Source organism: Cobetia amphilecti (assembly GCF_032923285.1).
Classification (GTDB): Bacteria; Pseudomonadota; Gammaproteobacteria; order Pseudomonadales; family Halomonadaceae; genus Cobetia; species Cobetia amphilecti.
Map to the genome: position 1 here is coordinate 3,694,044 of NZ_CP136695.1, position 16,958 is coordinate 3,711,001.

The 16,958-nt window shown below is 65.5% G+C and carries 13 protein-coding genes; 5 read left to right on the forward strand and 8 right to left on the reverse strand.

The features are described 5' to 3' along the window. Positions 1 to 15: 15 nt before the first annotated feature. Complete coding sequence (cra, locus tag R1T44_RS15720) at positions 16 to 1,023, forward strand: catabolite repressor/activator (RefSeq protein WP_284727216.1); 1,008 nt, start codon at positions 16 to 18, stop codon at positions 1,021 to 1,023. 85 nt (positions 1,024 to 1,108) lie between these two features. Here cra and R1T44_RS15725 read toward each other — a convergent pair whose 3' ends face one another. Further along, a complete protein-coding gene (locus tag R1T44_RS15725) occupies positions 1,109 to 3,838 on the reverse strand; it encodes a sensor histidine kinase (protein WP_317292288.1) in 2,730 nt (909 codons plus the stop codon). A gap of 51 nt (positions 3,839 to 3,889) precedes the next feature. Next, positions 3,890 to 4,570 carry an oxidoreductase gene (locus R1T44_RS15730; protein WP_284727214.1) on the reverse strand — a complete coding sequence of 227 codons (681 nt, stop codon included), beginning with the start codon at positions 4,568 to 4,570 and terminating at the stop codon, positions 3,890 to 3,892. A gap of 259 nt (positions 4,571 to 4,829) precedes the next feature. Here R1T44_RS15730 and R1T44_RS15735 point away from each other — a divergent pair, with 259 nt between their 5' ends. Together R1T44_RS15735 and R1T44_RS15740 are read left to right on the forward strand one after the other, a co-directional pair. Then, positions 4,830 to 6,959 (forward strand): alkaline phosphatase D family protein, encoded by a 2,130-nt coding sequence (locus R1T44_RS15735; RefSeq protein WP_284727213.1) that lies wholly within the window; start codon positions 4,830 to 4,832, stop codon positions 6,957 to 6,959. Further along, positions 6,943 to 7,917 carry a histone deacetylase family protein gene (locus tag R1T44_RS15740; protein ID WP_284727212.1) on the forward strand — a complete coding sequence of 325 codons (975 nt, stop codon included), beginning with the start codon at positions 6,943 to 6,945 and terminating at the stop codon, positions 7,915 to 7,917. Before R1T44_RS15735 ends, R1T44_RS15740 begins: the two co-directional genes overlap by 17 nt. A gap of 146 nt (positions 7,918 to 8,063) precedes the next feature. On the opposite strand, the gene R1T44_RS15745 is transcribed toward R1T44_RS15740, so the two are convergent. The 4 genes from R1T44_RS15745 to modA all read right to left on the reverse strand — a co-directional run bounded on the left by R1T44_RS15745 (position 8,064) and on the right by modA (position 11,962). After that, entirely contained in the window at positions 8,064 to 8,879 is an 816-nt protein-coding gene (locus R1T44_RS15745; RefSeq protein ID WP_284727211.1) for an MOSC domain-containing protein, read from the reverse strand. 63 nt (positions 8,880 to 8,942) lie between these two features. Beyond that, entirely contained in the window at positions 8,943 to 10,181 is a 1,239-nt protein-coding gene (modC, locus tag R1T44_RS15750) for a molybdenum ABC transporter ATP-binding protein (RefSeq protein WP_284727210.1), read from the reverse strand. Then, a complete protein-coding gene (gene modB, locus R1T44_RS15755; protein ID WP_284727209.1) occupies positions 10,174 to 10,866 on the reverse strand; it encodes a molybdate ABC transporter permease subunit in 693 nt (230 codons plus the stop codon). The genes modC and modB overlap by 8 nt, the downstream gene beginning before the upstream one ends. A 172-nt stretch (positions 10,867 to 11,038) precedes the next feature. Next, positions 11,039 to 11,962 carry a molybdate ABC transporter substrate-binding protein gene (gene modA, locus R1T44_RS15760; protein WP_284727208.1) on the reverse strand — a complete coding sequence of 308 codons (924 nt, stop codon included), beginning with the start codon at positions 11,960 to 11,962 and terminating at the stop codon, positions 11,039 to 11,041. A 495-nt stretch (positions 11,963 to 12,457) separates the two neighbouring features. Here modA and R1T44_RS15765 point away from each other — a divergent pair, with 495 nt between their 5' ends. Then, positions 12,458 to 13,372 carry a LysR family transcriptional regulator gene (locus R1T44_RS15765; RefSeq protein ID WP_284727207.1) on the forward strand — a complete coding sequence of 305 codons (915 nt, stop codon included), beginning with the start codon at positions 12,458 to 12,460 and terminating at the stop codon, positions 13,370 to 13,372. 106 nt (positions 13,373 to 13,478) lie between these two features. Here the strand turns inward: R1T44_RS15765 and R1T44_RS15770 are convergent, their stop codons facing one another. Both R1T44_RS15770 and R1T44_RS15775 read right to left on the reverse strand, forming a co-directional pair. Continuing rightward, positions 13,479 to 14,168, reverse strand: a complete 690-nt coding sequence (locus tag R1T44_RS15770; protein WP_284727206.1) for a glutathione S-transferase C-terminal domain-containing protein — start codon at positions 14,166 to 14,168, stop codon at positions 13,479 to 13,481. A gap of 154 nt (positions 14,169 to 14,322) precedes the next feature. Further along, a complete protein-coding gene (locus tag R1T44_RS15775; RefSeq protein ID WP_107336061.1) occupies positions 14,323 to 15,042 on the reverse strand; it encodes a glutathione S-transferase N-terminal domain-containing protein in 720 nt (239 codons plus the stop codon). A 356-nt stretch (positions 15,043 to 15,398) separates the two neighbouring features. On the opposite strand from R1T44_RS15775, the gene R1T44_RS15780 reads away from it, so the two are divergent. Next, the gene (locus tag R1T44_RS15780; RefSeq protein ID WP_043334381.1) at positions 15,399 to 16,958 is read left to right on the forward strand and encodes a carbon-nitrogen hydrolase family protein; all 1,560 of its coding nucleotides are present in this window, start codon (positions 15,399 to 15,401) and stop codon (positions 16,956 to 16,958) included.

The window sequence follows — 16,958 nt, forward strand, 5'->3', positions numbered from 1 at the left end:
AGCAAGGACAGTGGCATGACCCTGGCAGAAATCGCGCGTCTTGCAGGCGTTTCACGCACCACCGCCAGTTATGTGGTCAATGGGCAGGCACAGGCACGACGTATCAGCCCCCAGACGGTCGAGCGCGTCATGGCGGTGGTACAACGTCATCACTATCGGATCGATGCCCAGGCAGCCGCGCTGCGGCGTGGTGAAAGCCGCACGCTGGGCTTCATGCTGCCGGATCTGGAGAACGCCAGTTATGCCCGCCTGGCCAAGTTGCTGGAGCGCGGGGCGCGTGAGCGCGACTATCAGCTGTTCATCGTCTGCTCCGACGATGAGCCGGAAACCGAGCGCGAGCTGGCGCGCATGCTCAAGGCGCGGCGGGTCGATGCACTGATCACCGCCAGCTGCCTGTCCCCCGATGACCCCTTCTACCGCGAACTGGCGCTGGATGGCTTCCCGGTCATCGGTGTCGACCGCGCGCTGGATACGCGCCACTTCGCCAGCGTGGTCAGCAACAATGAAGATGCCGCCCGCCAGCTGACCGAAGCCGTGCTGGAACACGCGCCGCAGCGACTGCTGTGGCTGGATGCCTTGCCGGAGATCGATATCACGCGGGCGCGCGCCAGCGGCATGCAGGCGGCGCTGACGCACTATCAGCAGCGCACCGGCAGCAGCGAGCTTGAGGCCACCACCCTGCATGCCGCGCGTTACGAGCGCGAGGCGGGCGCGGCGGCGTTGACCGAGCATCTCCGCCATTCACCGCTGCCGGACGCCATCGTCACCGCCTCCTACACCCTGATGGATGGCGTGCTCGATGTGCTGTTCGCCGAGGGGCCGCCGGCCAATCCGCCCAAGGCGATGGCCAGCTTCGGCGACGACCGCCTGCTCGACTTTCTGCCGCTGCCGATCCATTCACTGCCCCAGCGTCACCAGCAGATCGCCGATGCGACGCTGACGCTGGCGCTGCAGGGCATTCAGGGCCAGATCACGCCCGGTGTGACGCTGGTGGAACGCGAACTGCGCCGCCGCCAGCACTGAGGTGATGTCTTAGGTGATGCCTGAGGTGATGTGTCTGGCCGAGGGCGGCTTTGCTGGCGCCAAACTGTGCTGGCGCCAGGCTGTGCTAGCGCCAGGCCTGACCGGCATCGTGGGCGATGCGGTGATCGCGAATCTCGGCCAGCAGCGCCGCCACCGCGGCCTCGATGCGGGTGCGCGGCGTGTCGGATGCCAGCAGCAGCTCCAGCTGCAGGGCGGCATCGCGCAGCAGGTCATGATCCAGGGTAGCGGCGCTGCCCTTGAGCAGATGGGCTTCATGCTGCAGCTGCTTCAGATCCATGTGATCCACCGCCCGTGACAGGCGCTGGGACTGCTGCTCGAGCTGCTCCTCGAAGGCCGCCTCGAGGGCCGCGATGCTGTCGGCATCCAGTTCATCCCGCAGCGCAGGCGTCGCGGCCTGTGCAAGCTCCGCCGCTGATCCGCCAGATGTCCACGACTCCCTAGTGTTCATGCTCGTGTGTCCCCCTTTTTCCCGTTCGCCCTCGCCTTCGCTTTCGCCTTTGCCCTCAGGCTCACGCCGCTCGATGGGGCCAGCCGCCGACGGCTCATTGACCTTGTCTGCTTCAGCTTCAGCTTCAGCCTCGGCCTCAGTGGCACGCGCCTGAGCCTCATGGATCATGCGACGCCGCGCAGCGGGGGAATCGAGTGATGCCACCAATGACGCCGCACGCGCGAGTGCCTCACCGGTTACCGGCGGTGCCTCGAAGTGGGGCGGTCGCTCAGTGGTAGGGGAATAGCTGATCGGGTCGAAGGGCTGGGTGCTGGCGAGGGCATTGACGCGCCATTCGCCGAGGTCCTGGCTGCCCGACTGCCAGCGCGCCAGCATGCTGGCGAGCTGCTGACGCCGGATCGGCTTGGACAGGAAGTCGTTCATGCCCGCCGAGAGACAACGCGCACGCTCCCCCGCCGCCACATTGGCCGTCATCGCGACGATAAGGCTCGGCGCACGCCTGTCACTGTGCTCCATGGCGCGCCAACGCCGCGCCACCGCAAAGCCATCCAGTCCCGGCATGCGCAGGTCGAGCAGCACCAGCACCGTATCGCGCTGGCGCGCATACCACGCCAGCGCCGCCTCGCCACTGTCGACCGTCGTCACCGTGTAGCCCAGGCCACTGAGCATGGAGTGGGCCACTTCGCGATTGATGTGATTGTCGTCGACCACCAGGACATGCTCGCCACGGCTGAGCGGCAGGGGCGCGGAGGTGAAGGCTGGTCGCTTGAGCGCCGCGGCGCGTGGCAGCGGCAGCTCGAACCAGAAGCAGGCACCCTTGCCCGGGCGTTGCTTGAGGCCCAGTCGCCCACCCATCAACTCGACCAGCCGCCGCGAGATCGAAAGCCCGAGTCCGGTACCGCCGAAGCGACGCGCAGTGGAGGCATCACCCTGGGTAAAGGGCTCGAACAGCTGGGCGGCCTGTTCTTCACTGACCCCGATGCCGGTGTCATCGACCTCGAAGCGCACGCGCCCCGCCGGCAATGCCTCGACCAGCAGACAGACACGCCCCTGCTCGGTGAACTTGAAGGCATTGGAGAGCAGATTGAGCAGCACCTGACGCAGACGCACCGAATCGCCCATGACCTGCTCGGGCAGCTGGGCGGAACGGCGGTCATCGAAGACGATGCGCGTGCTGTCCATCTGCGGCAGCAGCAGGTCGATCACGCCATCGATGGCCGTGTGCAGTTCGAAGGGACGTCGCTCGACGCTGAGCTTGCCGGCCTCGATCTTGGAGAAGTCGAGGACATCATCCACCAGCCCCATCAGCACTTCGCCGCTGTCGCGCAGGCTGCAGGCATAGCGGTGCGCACTGCTCTGCAGCGGTTCGGCCAGCAACAGCTCGCTCATGCCGATCACGCCATTGAGCGGGGTACGAATCTCGTGGCTCATGGTGGCCAGAAACTCGGACTTGGCGCGACTGGCCTGTTCGGCCCGCGCCGCCTCGTGCTTGAGAGCCGACGACATCGCCAGCATCTGCAGGCGGGCCTGTTCACGTCCGCGGGCCTGCAGCCAGACCTGACGGCAGACCATCAAGGTGGCCAGCAGCATCAGCGCCAGCAGCAGCAACATCAGCTGCACCAGGCTGTCGCGGCTCTGACGCTCGTGGGCCAGCTCCTCGGCCAGGCGTGCGCGTACCCGCAACAACAGCGTCTGGGTGGTATCGCCCAGTGCATCACTCAGCTTCTGGAACTCCGCCGTCTCGCGACCCTCGGGCCCCAGCACCTGGGAGCTCTGTGCAGCGTCATCTACTGAAGCGTCGTCAGCCTGGGCGCCCTGCACCGGGCCCGTGCCCTCGAACACCGGGCCATGCCGCCACTTTTCCAGCCGCAGATCGAGATACTCGATCTGGCTCATCAACTCATCGGCCAGCAGCGGCACGGCCGGCAGGGTCATCAGATGGCGCTGGAAATCCCCCCGCCGGAAGATATAGGTGCGGCTGTAGAGCAGCTCGTAATTCTGCAGCACCTCATTCCAGATGCTGGCCCGATCGGCTGGCCCGGCGACGCGATAGCGCGCTATCGAGGAGGAGAGGCTGACCGCCTCGCGATCCAGCTTGTAGATCGACCAGACGGCGTCATCGCGGGTGCGGTCTTCCAGGCTGAACTGGTTGTGCAGGATGGTGCCGCCGATGCCGATGGAGGCCAGCAGACACAGGATGCTGATCGCCATGCCCAGCCACAGCGGCCAGCGCGCGGGGGAATTGCCGCTTCCGCCCACACCCGACGCGGCAATGCCCTGATCAGCAAGGGACTGATCAGCAGCGGTGCCTGAAAGCGGGGATCTTTCATCCGGCGACTGATTCACTGCATGACTCCATGTCATCTTGCGCCTGAGGGGTCAGGCGCCAGCCCTCGCTCACTCCAGCGTCAGCCCGGTGACCTGCCAGACACTGCGAAAGCGTACCTGCTCATTGAGCAATTCCGGATGAGCATCGAAGGGATACAGCACGAACAAGGGCCCGAGGTCACGCACCGGCATGCGCTCGCCGTCGCGTCGCGTGGCCAGCAGGACATCGAAGTCCTCGATGTCGCTGAGGGGAATCTCGGCCACGAAGTCATTCAGTGCCCGCACCTTGAGCCCCCTGGCATCTTCAGACACCCGCGCCACCAGCTCGCGCAGCAGCGGGCCGGAGAAGCTGACTCGTCCCTGGGTCCAGGGGGTGTGGGTGGCCACCACGCGCGACGGCATGGCTTCGAGCATCGCCAGATCGAAACGCGCCCGTGGTGCCTGCAGGGAACCGGCATTGCCACAGCTGACAGCGCCCTCGACCGTCAGCACCACCGGCCCGCTGGGCGCGGGCAGGCAGTCATTGGCCGCCAGCACGTGGCGCTCGCCTGTCGCCAGCGGCGCCTCGGCGGCCAGGGCCGCAGGGCTGAAGAGGCTCGCAGACAGGCTTGTTGCCAAGGTCGCGGCCAGGCTCGCTGTCACACTTGCGGCCAGGGCGACCTTGCGCCAGATGGAGCTGCGCGAGCCGTGCCCGCGGTTGACTGGCCTGGACTGCGGACTCACGAGGCGCTTCGCCGATGGATCATTCATGCCGGTTTCCCATGCTATTGTGCGAACGCCATGTGCATTCAAGGGCCCAACTTTACGCTAGCTCGCGCATGCTTTGCGAGCCTGCGAACCTCGCGCCACGACGAGTTGTCACACTCAACGCACGGAGCCACTCATACGCCCAGCCCACGCCTGCGCCCATGGCTGGCGTTCGTCGCCTGTTACGCTATCGCCTGTTAAGCGTCAGCTGATGATAGTCAGCTGACCGCTATCCGTCTCCACCTGCCATCGAGCCTGCTTCATGTCTGCCACTTCGTCCGCTTCGCTGCCTGCCAACGGCTCTCCCACACCGACTGCTGCCCTGCCCCGCGTGCTGGCAGGCCCGATATTGCGCCGTGTCACCGCCGAGGGCGTGATGCTGTGGCTGGTGACATCTCGCCCACAGCAGGCGCGGGTGTGGCTGCTGCCGGAGCAGGACGCGACGCCTCTTGCGCGAGGTGAGGATGGCCTACCGACGACATCAAGCTGTCGGCTGACGGAGCATCTGGCGATGCCGCTGGGGGAGCACGCCTGGCTGCTGTTGATCGAAGCGCATCCCGACACGCCCTTGCCCGCCGACTGCGCCATCGCCTACGAGCTGGGCCTGGCGGAGCCGTCAGCGTCATCGACAGACACGCCCGCATGGCAGGGCATCGCCGACTGGGCGCCACAGATCTGCTACCCCGGTGAAAGCCTGCCGCGCTTTCGACTGCCGTCACGCCTGACGCGTGTCGCGCATGGCAGTTGCCGCAAGCCGCACCACGGCTTGAGTGACGACGAGCAGCAAGCGCAGCAGAGTGCAGAAGACGCCACGTCGACCGATCGCCTTGAGACGCTGCCGCCCAAGGGCCCCGGTGGCGATGGACTGGTGGCGCTGGATCGCTGGTTGAGCGAGCGACGTCAGAGCGTCGCCGAGTGGCCGGAGGTGATGCTGTTCACCGGCGATCAGATCTACGCCGACGATGTCGCGGGGCCGATGCTGGGCGCGATCGATCAGCTGATCGCGGGGCTGGGGTTGCCGGAGGAGACGCTGATGGAGGCCGAGGTCTCCGACACTCGCGAGCTACGCCAGCACCCCTCGCACCTCTACCACCGCCCGCAGCTGCTGCCGGACATGCCGGCCAACGAAGGCGTGGCCGCCAGCTTCTTCGATGCCAAGCGCAAGCCCATCTTCACCTCCACCGGTGCCGACAACCATCTGATCGGCCTGTCGGAAGTCATCGCCATGTACCTGCTGGTGTGGTCTGACGTGCCGTGGGAGGCGCTGGGCATCACGCTGGAAGATCCCTCGGCGCTCGAGGGCCATGACGACGCCACCCGCGAGCGCCATGCCACCGAAGCCCGCCATCTGCGGCGCTTCTGTGGCGGACTCGCCCAGGTTCGTCGCCTGCTGGCCAATGTGCCCAGCCTGATGATCTTCGATGACCACGATGTCACCGATGACTGGAACCTCAGCGCCGCCTGGGAGGAAGCCGCCTATGGCCACCCCTTCTCGCGCCGCATCATCGGCAATGCGCTGACCGGCTATCTGCTGTGTCAGGCCGCCGGCAACGGGCCGGAGCCACTGGCGGAGCTGCTGGAGGAGACACGGGCGCTGTTCACTCATGCCCTGACTGGCACTGACACGGCCGCAGACGGCCATTTCGATGTCGAGCGTCAGGAGGCGTTGATCGCCCACCTGCATCGCTGCGAGAGCTGGGATTATCAGCTCGACACCACGCCGCCGCTGATCGTGGCCGATACGCGCACCCGCCGCTGGCGCAGCGAGCGCAAGCTCTCGCATCCCTCGGGGCTGATGGACTGGGAGGCGCTGAGCGAGCTTCAGCAACGCCTGGTCGGCCATCCGGCCGTGGTGCTGGTGTCCCCGGCGCCGATGTTCGGCGTCAAGCTGATCGAGAGCATCCAGAAGCTGTTCACGCTGGCGGGCAAGCCGTTGATGGTCGATGCCGAGAACTGGATGGCGCATCGCGGCGCGGCCAGCGTGATGCTCAACATCTTCCGCCACTCGCGCACGCCACAGAACTTCGTGATCCTGTCCGGCGATGTGCACTACTCCTTCGCCTACGATGTGCGCCTCAAGCATCGCCGCTCGAGCCCGAGCATCTGGCAGATCACCAGCAGCGGCATCCGCAATCGCTTCCCGGTCGGCCTGCTGGATGTGCTCGACCGTCTCAATCGCTGGCTGTACGCCCCGCGCTCGCCGCTCAATCTGCTGACACGCCGGCGCAACATGCGTGTCACGCCGCGCCGTCACGACGCGGCCAGTCAGGGCGAACGCCTGCTGAACGCCTGCGGCATCGGGCTGGTCGACCTGGACAGCGATGGCCGCCCCACCGCCATCCGCCAGCTGACCACCGACGGGCAGGAGGTGCACTTTGTGCCCCGTCGCTGATGCCCACTGCCCGCCGCTGGCGCTGATTCACCATCCCGGCTATCGGATCGCGCTGCCCGAGAAGCATCCCTTCCCGATGGACAAGTTCAGCGTGCTCAAGCGTCTGCTCGACCGCCAGCTGGCCGACTGCGCCTCGGCCGTCGACTGGGTGACGCCCCAGCCCGCCGAGGAGGACGACCTGCTCAGCGTGCATACCCGCCGCTATGTGCATGAATTTCTCACTGGCAGCCTGAGCGCGCAGGCCCAGCGGCGCAGCGGTTTCGTGTGGAGCGAGGCACTGCGCGAGCGCAGCGTGCTGGCCGTGGGCGGCACCCTGACCACCGTACGCGAAGCGCTCAAACGCGGGCTGGCCTGCAATACCGCGGGCGGCACCCATCACGCCCACCCGGAGGCCGCCAGCGGCTATTGTCTGCTCAACGACATCGGCGTGGCGGCGCATCAGGCGCTGGAGGACGGCGTGAAGCGCGCGCTGATCGTCGATCTCGATGTGCATCAGGGCGATGGAACGGCGTTGATCTTCGCCGACGAGCCGCGGGTCTTCACGCTGTCACTGCATGCCGAGAGCAACTTCCCGGCGCGCAAGCAGCAAAGTGATCTGGACGTGCCCTTGCCCAGGGGCATGGGCGACGCGGACTATCTGGCGGTGCTGGAGCGTACGCTTGAGGAGGTGCTGGCGCGGGTACGCCCGCAGCTGGTGATCTTCGATGCCGGTGTCGACCCGCATGCCGCGGACAGGCTCGGCCATCTCGAGTTGAGCGACAGCGGCCTCTACCACCGCGAGCGGCATGTCATCCAGCGCTGTCGCGCGGCGGGCGCCGCCGTGGCCTGCGTGATCGGTGGCGGCTATGACCGCGATATCGAGGCGCTGGCATGGCGTCACAGCCAGCTGCACCGTGCGGCGCTGGATGTCTGGCGCGAGGCGCATGGCCAGCCGGCCCTGTTCGGGCCACCGGGCTGAGCTTGCCTACCGTCTTGCCAAGCGCCTCGCTTACTGTCTTGCCAAGCGCCTTGCCTACTATCTGGCCAAGCGCCCTCAACGAAAACGCCCGCCATCGAGGATGGCGGGCGTTTGGGTTCAGGCCTGTAGGCAAGCTTCCAGCGACATCACTTGAAGGCGGTGACTTCCACCTCGTCGCCGACACGCAAGGTAGGCTTGCGCGAGGGATCGAGCGCGACGAGGTTGTAGCCGAAGTGCACCTGGCCATCCGCGAAGCGGCGCACCCGTGCCAGCGTCTTGAGCGGCTCCTTATCAGCCCGCTTCGCGCCCGTCGCCGGGTCGACATTGACCATCGCACAGCGGGTGCAGGAGGACACCAGCGTGAAGCGTGCCTCGCCGATGCGCACTTCCTGCCAGCCATCCTCGGCCCATGCCTCGGCGCCGCTGATCACCAGATTGGGGCGGAACTGATCCATGCCATGGTCCGCACTCGGAGTCTGGGCGTTGAGCGCCGCCAACGAAGCCTGATTGGCCAGCAACAGCGGAAAGCCGTCGGCGGCGCTGACGCGCTGCGCGATGATCTCGCGATAGCGCTCCGAGCGCTCGCCCAACCAGCTGAGCCTGACCGGCATGCCGACCTGCTCACTCAGCCAGGCATCAGCCTCAAAGCTGACGCTCAAGGCAGTGAACCGATCGGCCCACACCTGGATGTCGAGACGCTCGGCCTGGTCATCGGTGGCAAAGCTGACGCTACCGCATTCGGGGCGATCAAGATGCCACAGTCGCCACTGGCCGCAGGCGTCTTCGCGCAAGGCCAGGCGCTGCAGCTGGGGATGCGTGCGCGCGGTGACGAACTTGCCGCGCGCCGCGACCACCACGAAGCGGCGGTCCTGCGTGAGACCTTCCTCGCCGAGCGTCGCTGTCTGAAGCGCTTCAGCGGCGCCGGACTTGAGGGGATAGCGCCACAGGTGGGTCAACTGCATGAGAGGTTTCCTTTCCAGAGTCCATCAATTCGAGAAATCAGCTTACGGTGCGTCCGAGCGGTATCAACTCGCAGGCGAGGCAGAGCCTGCGTCATTTGGCGCCTTGGCCTGTGCGGTATCTGTCTGTGTCGCATTCGGCTGGGCCGCACTCAGCTGGGCCGCATTCACCACGGGGATGTCGTCATCCATGGCGTCCAGGCTGATCACGTCGGGGCCCGAGAGCGCCACGCTGGAAATCAGCGCCTTGACGCCCAGCCCGACCTTGAGGCCCAGCTCCTGACACACCAGACGGTCGACTCGCGCCCTCACCCGCTGACCGGCAATGCCCAGCACCAGCTCGGCGCTGGCGTGGCCGCGCTCACTCTCGATCTCGTGGATCACGGCCGGCAAGGCATTGCGCAGGCTGGTATGGGTCGGCGTCTCCAGCGCGATGCTGATGTCACGCGCCCGCAGCCGCAGTCGCACACGACGCCCCACCGGCATCGCCAGCCGCGCCAGCTTGAGGCTCAACCCGGCGCCCAGCCCCAGACGCGTCAGCTGCCAGTCATCATCATGCGACAGCACCTCGGCGGTCAGCAGCGAGCCCGCTTCGAAGCGGCCAGTCTGCGGCGCCAGGTCCAGCCGTGACAGCATGTCACCGATCTCGCCGCTGGCGGTGATGCGGCCGTTGTCCACCAGCGCCAGACGGTCGGCGACCGCGAACAGCTCGCGGGTGTCATGACTGACGAACAGGATCGGGATCTCGATCTCGCGTGCCAGCCGCGCGATGTAGTGCAGCAGCTCCTGCTTGCGCGCGCCGTCGAGTCCGGTCAGCGGCTCATCCAGCAACAGCATGCGCGGGCGTGACAGCAGGGCGCGGCCGATCGCGACACGCCGCGCCTCGCCACCGGACAGCTGGCCGGGCATGCGCGACAGCAGGTCCTCGATGCCCAGCAGCGTCACCATCTCATGCAGACGTGACTGGTTCTGTTGGCGCTGGGCGGGTGTCAGGGCGCGCGGCATGCCGTAGCGGAGATTGCCGCGCACGCTGTAGTGCGGAAACAGGCGCGGCTCCTGGAAGACGACCCCGAGCCTGCGACGATGCGCCGGCACGAAGATATCGTTCTCTCCGCCCGTCAGGCACTCGCCGTCCAGGCGCAGATGGCCATGGTCAGGACGTTCGAGGCCCGCGATCAGGCGCAGGATGGTGGTCTTGCCGCTGCCGGAGCGCCCGAAGAGCGCCGTGACGCCGCGCGCCGGCACCTTGAGCGTGGCATCCAGCGTGAAGGCGCCCTGCTGACGATGGAGGTGGAAATCAAGCATCACGCCCCTCCATGCGCAGTCGCGCGCGACGTGCCAGCCATTCGGAGGCCAGCAGCGACAGCATCGCGATGATGACGGCGATGGCGCACAGCCTGGCCGCCGCGCCTTCCTGGCCCGGGGTCTGGATCAGGGTATAGAGCGCCAACGGCAGCGTGCGGGTCTCGCCGGGGATGTTGGCGGCGAAGGTGATGGTGGCACCGAACTCCGACAGCGCACGCGCGAAGGCCAGCATGCCGCCGGTGAGGATGCCCGGCAGCGCCAGCGGCATGGTCACCGTGAACAGCACGCGCAGCGGGTTGGCGCCCAGGGTGCGGGCCGCGGCCTCCAGGCCCGGGTCGATGGCCTCCAGCGACAGGCGCATCGCGCGCACCATCAGCGGAAAGGCCATCACCGCCGCTGCCAGCGCCGCGCCCTGCCAGGTGAAGGGCAGCACGATATCGACCTTGGCCAGCCACTGGCCGATGGCGCCATTGCGCCCGAAGGTGACCAGCAACAGATAACCGACCACCACGGGCGGCAACACCAGCGGCAGATGCAGCAGACCATCGACCAGCGCCTTGCCACGAAACTCACGTCGCGCCAGCCACCAGGCCGCCGCAAAACCGGGAATCAGGCTCAGGCCGACCGCGACGCAAGCCACCTTGAGGCTCAGGCTCAGGGCTTCCCATTCCAGCGCACTCAGCATGGATCTTCCTCAGACGAAGACAGGTTCTCGCACATGACGTGACGCGAAGCGCCGGCAGACAGCCCTGCCCGCCTTGATCACGCCGATGTGACAGCAGGCTCCCAGTGTAGCGGCCTCATCTTGTCGATGACATGCCAGCGTGTGCCACGAGGCCTCGACGCTGATCCAGCGGCTAGTCGGCCTCTGGCTGCGCAGCAGGAGCCTGATGGGCGAGCGTGCTGAAGCCGAAGCGATGGAAGATGGCACCGGCCTCGTTGCTGGAGAGCCAGGCCGAGAAGGCCTTGGCCTGTGACGACGGCGCATCACCGCCACGACTGATCAAGGCGGCAGGATAGTGGATGGGGTCATGGCTGCTGTCCGGCAGCAGGCCGATCTGGTGCACCCGATGGCTGATGGCGGCGTCGGTGGCATAGACGATCCCCAGCGGGGCCTCGCCATGCTCGACCAGTGCCAGCGCGGCGCGCACGTCCTCGGCGCTGGCCAGGCGCGAGCGCAGCGTCTGCCACTGCCCCAGCGCTTCCAGCGACTGGCGCGCATAGATGCCCGCGGGCACGTGGTCAGGGTCGCCGACGGCCAGGCGAGTATTGCTGCCGGTGGCGGCGAGGCGCTCGGCCACATCGGTGACGTCCTCGGCATTGCTGACACTGGCGTCCAGCTGGCTGGGGCCGGGCGCGACCAGCGCGAGACGGTTGCCCAGCAGGTCGTGACGACCGGTGACGACGATGCCGGCCTGCTGCTCCAGCCAGTCCATCCAGCGCTCATTGGCCGACAGATACAGCTGCGCCGGAGCCCCATTGGCCAGCTGACGCGCCAGGGTCGAGGACGAGGCGTAGACCGGCATGATGTCCACGTCGGCGAGACGCTCGTAGCGTGCCTCGATGGCATCCAGCGCATCATGCAGCGAGGCGGCGGCCATGACACGAATCTGGGGGCGCTCGTCTGCCTGAACCGGCGCGGCCAGCAGTGCCAGCATCAACGGGGCCGCCAGGCTGGCGGCCCTCAACAGCGCTGATGAAGGAGTTGGCACTGATGACGCAAGCCGTAGCGGAGAGGCAAGCAAGGCGGCCCGGGCGCGCAAGCGGGTAGCGAATGACATCTACAGGGTCCTTGAACAGTGAAACGCAGCGACGAGGCCTGCTGCGCATTGATCTCGCCATGATGCCGCGCTCGCTCGCCATGTGCATCTCATGTGGGCGCAATTGCCACGCGGGGCGCGGAAACCGTCAACCCTGATTGTCGAACGCCAGCGGCATGAGGCTCGCTGGCTGCCTGTCAGCAAACCGTCAACCCTGATTGTCGAACGCCAGCGGCATGAGGCTCGCTGGCTGCCTGTCAGCGCCCGTCTCCCACCAGCCACGGGCTGGTCAGCGGAAGCCGCCGGCTGGCGGATCTTTCGCCGCATCCGGCTACAGGCAAACGCGAATCACTCACATGTATGCCATTCGCTCGACCAGATCGGCTACAATGCTGGCCAAAATGGCAGGGAGACGCTGGCCCACACCTCAGCAACGACGCGATTCCTGCTTTCATGCTTTCTTTCACGCTATTTGCCGCTTCAACGGCAGACAACAGCGGCGGGTGCCACCAAGTCATGCCTCCAGTACTTGACGAATTTCAGGGCCTCAGTGCCTTCGATGCCATCATGCGCTACGGCAATCTGGGCGCAGGAGCCGAGCATCTCGGTATCTCCAAGTCCACGCTCAGCCGCCGGATCAGCCATCTCGAACACCAATTAGGCCAGCCGCTGCTGCATCGTCAGGCCAATCGCCTGATTCCCACCGAGGCCGGCACGCTGTTCTATCAGTACTGCCAGCAGATGCTGTCGCTGGGCGAGCGCTCGCAGATCGCGCTGGATGAACTGCGCGAGGAGATCAGCGGTGACATCACCGTCAGCGCGCACCCGCACTTCCTGCGTGGCTGGTTCAATCATGTGCTGACCGACTTCATCGAAGAGTATCCGGGCATTCGCCTGATCCTGACCGCCAACCATCTGCCGCCGTCACGCGATGACGACCAGGTGATGCTGTGGCTGTGGGAAGGTCCGGCCAAGGACACCGGGCTGCGCGAGGAGATTCTGGGTCAGCAGCAGCAACATCTCTACGCCCACCCCAGCTATCTGCGCCAGCATGGCCATCCGCAGCACCCCAGCGAGCTGACCTCCCATGACTGGGTCAACCTGATCGATCGCCATCACCCCAACCTGGTGCTCAATCACCCCGAGGAAGGCGAGTATCGCCTGAGCCTGCCACCGTCACGCTTCACGGTCGACAACGTGGTGGTGCATGCCGACCATATCGCCCACGGCGCCGGTATCGGTCTGCTGCCGGACTACCACGTGCGCACCCGGGCGACGGCGCACCCGGGACAGTTCGAGGCCTGCCTGCCCGAGTGGAAGGGCCCGTCGATTCCGGTCAGCCTGCACTACCCCTTCGGCCATCCGCCGCGCAAGCTCGGCGCGCTGCTCGACCATATCCGCCGTCGTGTGCCGACGGACTGGACCCGCTGATCTGTCGGCCTGACAGCGCTGCAGGCCGACAGATCAACGGTTGCTTCAAACTTCTCAGCTCTACAATTTCACAGCTTCACGACTTCACGGCGGCACTGACTGCCCGTCAGGATTGCTGGCCGAACAGATGACGGCGCGCTTCCTCATCCATCGCCACATTGGCAGCCGGATTGATGTCGTCGATGCGCGCCATTGCCCGCTTGACGCCATCACGCTCGGCGATGCGGGCACGATAGGCGGCGACCGCCGGGAAGCGCGTCAGATCGATCTCCTGCTTCTCGGCCTTCAGCCACGGCCAGATGGCCATGTCGGCGATGCTCAACTCGTCCCCCGCCACGAAATCACGCTCCGCAAGCTGGCGCTCCAGCACGCCGTACAGACGCTCGCCTTCCTTGTGATAGCGCTCGATGGCGTACTCCACCGGCTCCGGCGCGTAGTGCTTGAAGTGATGCACCTGACCCAGCATCGGCCCCAGGCCACCCATCTGCCAGTGCAGCCACTGCAGCACGTCATTGCGGGCGCGAGTTTCCTGCGCCAGAAACTTGCCGCACTTGTCGGCCAGATACTCCAGAATCGCACCGGACTCGAACACCGAGATCGGCTCACCGCCATCGGCTGGCGCATGATCAACGATCGCCGGCATGCGATTGTTGGGCGAGATGGCCAGAAACTCCGGCGCGAACTGCTCACCCTTGCTGATATTCACCGGAATGAGGCGATACTCGAGACCGGCTTCCTCCAGAAAGGTCGTGATCTTGTGGCCGTTGGGTGTGGTCCAGTAATACAGATCAATCATCTGTGGGCTCCTGTGCAAGGACATAGCAAAATGGCTCGAACGCCCATGAGCGTTCGAGCCATCGAGGAGATCATGCTCATCGCCAGGCCCCTCGTGCAGCTTTTCACCAGGGGCATTGCGAGCATGTTCTTTACTGCAGCCGTTACTGCGGGCGTTACTGCGGAATCTCGCTGGCACGCGGCGCCTTGCGCGCCATGCCGTCGAAGAGATCCATCATGCGCTCGCGCCACTGCACCAGCGGGTCGCCCGCATCTTCCGTCTCGCCGAAGGGCGAGGTATCGGAGACGATGTGTGCCCAGATGAAGAAGCCGAAGACCAGGTAATCCGCCGCCGCCGGGGCATCGCCATCCATGAAGGGCTGATTGGCGAGCAGGCCACGCAGCGGCTTGAAGGCGCTGTCCAGGATGCCGCGAGCGGCCTCGACGTTGTTGAATTCCTCGAAGGGCATGCCGAAGCGGGCTTCGCGGCTGGTGCGGAAGTACTCGCGGTCATCCGGGTGGATGGCCGCCAGCAGATCCAGCGCCACCAGGCGGAAGAAGCCGACCGCCATGACCTGCTCGGTATACACCTTGACGAAGTTCAGGCGTGCCTCGGCATGTGCATCGCCGATCAGCAGGCCATCGCCGCTGTCTGGATAATGCGCGTCCAGATGCTTGAAGATGTCATAGCTGTCCATCGCCACGCCGTGCGCATCCTTGAGCACCGGCACCGTGCTGGAATCGCAGAAGTCGATCGGGCTCTTGTCGGTGAACAGCATCGGCACGAGTTCGGCCGCAAGGCCCTTGTGGGCGAGTGCCAGACGCGCACGCCAGCAGAACGGCGAGAAACGCAGGCGGTCATCACGGCCACGCAATTCATGGAGGACTGGGGTCATGCGGGTCTCCTTGGTTGTCATTGAGGTCTGGTGTCTCTCAAGCTTGATATGAACGGCATGACTTCGCTGCACGCGCCTTGCCCTTGGCATTGTTTTGGACGTTGTGCCGCGCAAATGCAAGCAAAATGAGCATTCGTTCAACATCGCACTGAGCGCCACTCAAGGCGCGAAGGCTCGCTCACCCTTGCAGTGACGCGAGGTTGGACCCATTGATGAGGGTTGCGTGACCAGGGCCGGACATTGACCAAAGGATATTGATGACACCCGGCCTCGACAGCGCGAATAATGGGACCCATCGCTTTCGCGCCAGCCACTTCCTGCCCTGATCCCCTCTCTTCATTTTCCAAGGAGTCTCGATGTCCGTCGAAGACCTGCACCTGAACCTGCGCAACCTGCAGGAATCAGACTACCCCCAGCTCAAGCGCCTGATGGACGGCATCTACGACGACATCGGTGGCGCCTGGCCTGAGCACACCATCAACCGCCTGATCGCCGAATTCCCCGATGGCCAGATCGTGATCGAGGATGGCGAGAGGCTGGTCGGCGTCGCCCTGACGGCGCTGGTGGATTACGACGCCTTCTCCAACCCGCACAAGTACGACGACCTGATCGGCCAGCGCGAGATCATCCTCAACAAGGAGGATGGCGATGCGCTTTATGGTCTGGATGTGCTGATCGACGTCGACTACCGCGGCTATCGCCTCGGTCGCCGCCTGTACGAGGCGCGCAAGGACCTGTGCCGCTCGATGAATCTGCGCTCGATTCTGGCCGGCGGGCGCATTCCCCAGTACCACGAATACGCCGCCGAGCTCTCGCCCTCCGAGTACATCGACAAGGTGGAGCGTCGCGAGATCCATGACCCCATCCTGTCGTTCCAGCTGGCCAACGGCTTCCTGGTCAAACGCCTGCTGCGCCAGTATCTGCCGGAAGACGAGGATTCCCAGGGCTACGCCACGCTGCTGGAGTGGAGCAACATCCTGTTCGAGCCCGCCGAGCGCGTGCTGGAAAGCCGCAAGACGATGATTCGCGTCGGCGCCGTGCAGTGGCAGATGCGCAAGTTCGACAGTGTCGAATCCGTGCTGCAGCAGGTCGAGTACTACGTCGACGCCCTGTCGGATTACCAGAGTGACTTCGCCGTCTTCCCGGAGCTGTTCAACACGCCGTTGATCGGCCTTTTGGAAGACCAGAGTGACCCGGTGCGCTGCATCCGCTACCTCGCCGGCTTCACCGAGCGCTTCAAGCAGGAAATCTCGCGCATGGCGGTGGCCTACAACATCAACATCGTGGCCGGTTCCATGGTCGAGATCGGTGACGACAACGAGCTCTACAACGTCACCTACCTGTGTCACCGCGATGGCGAGATCGACCGTCAGGCCAAGCTGCACATCACGCCGCAGGAGCGCCGCGACTGGATCATCAAGGGCGGTGACGAGCTGGCCGTGTTCGAGACCGACGCCGGACGCATCGGCATGCTGATCTGCTACGACGTGGAGTTCCCGGAACTGTCGCGTCTGCTGGCCGATCAGGACATGGACATCCTGATGGTGCCGTTCTGGACCGACACCAAGAACAGCTACCTGCGCGTGCGCAACTGCGCCCAGGCGCGTGCCATCGAGAACGAATGCTACGTGGTGGTCTGCGGCAGCGTCGGCAATCTGCCATCCATCGAGAGCCTCGACATCCAGTACGCCCAGTCAGCGGTGTTCTCGCCGTCGGACTTCTCCTTCCCGCATGACGCAGTGATGGCCGAGACCACGCCGAACACCGAGATGATCATGTTCTCGGATCTCGATCTGGAGCGTCTCAAGGTGGTGCGCAGCGAAGGCTCGGTGACCAACCTGAAGGACCGCCGCAAGGACCTCTTCGAGCTGCGTCTGCGTGACTGGTCGTGGAAGTCCGGCAGCCGTCAGGACTGA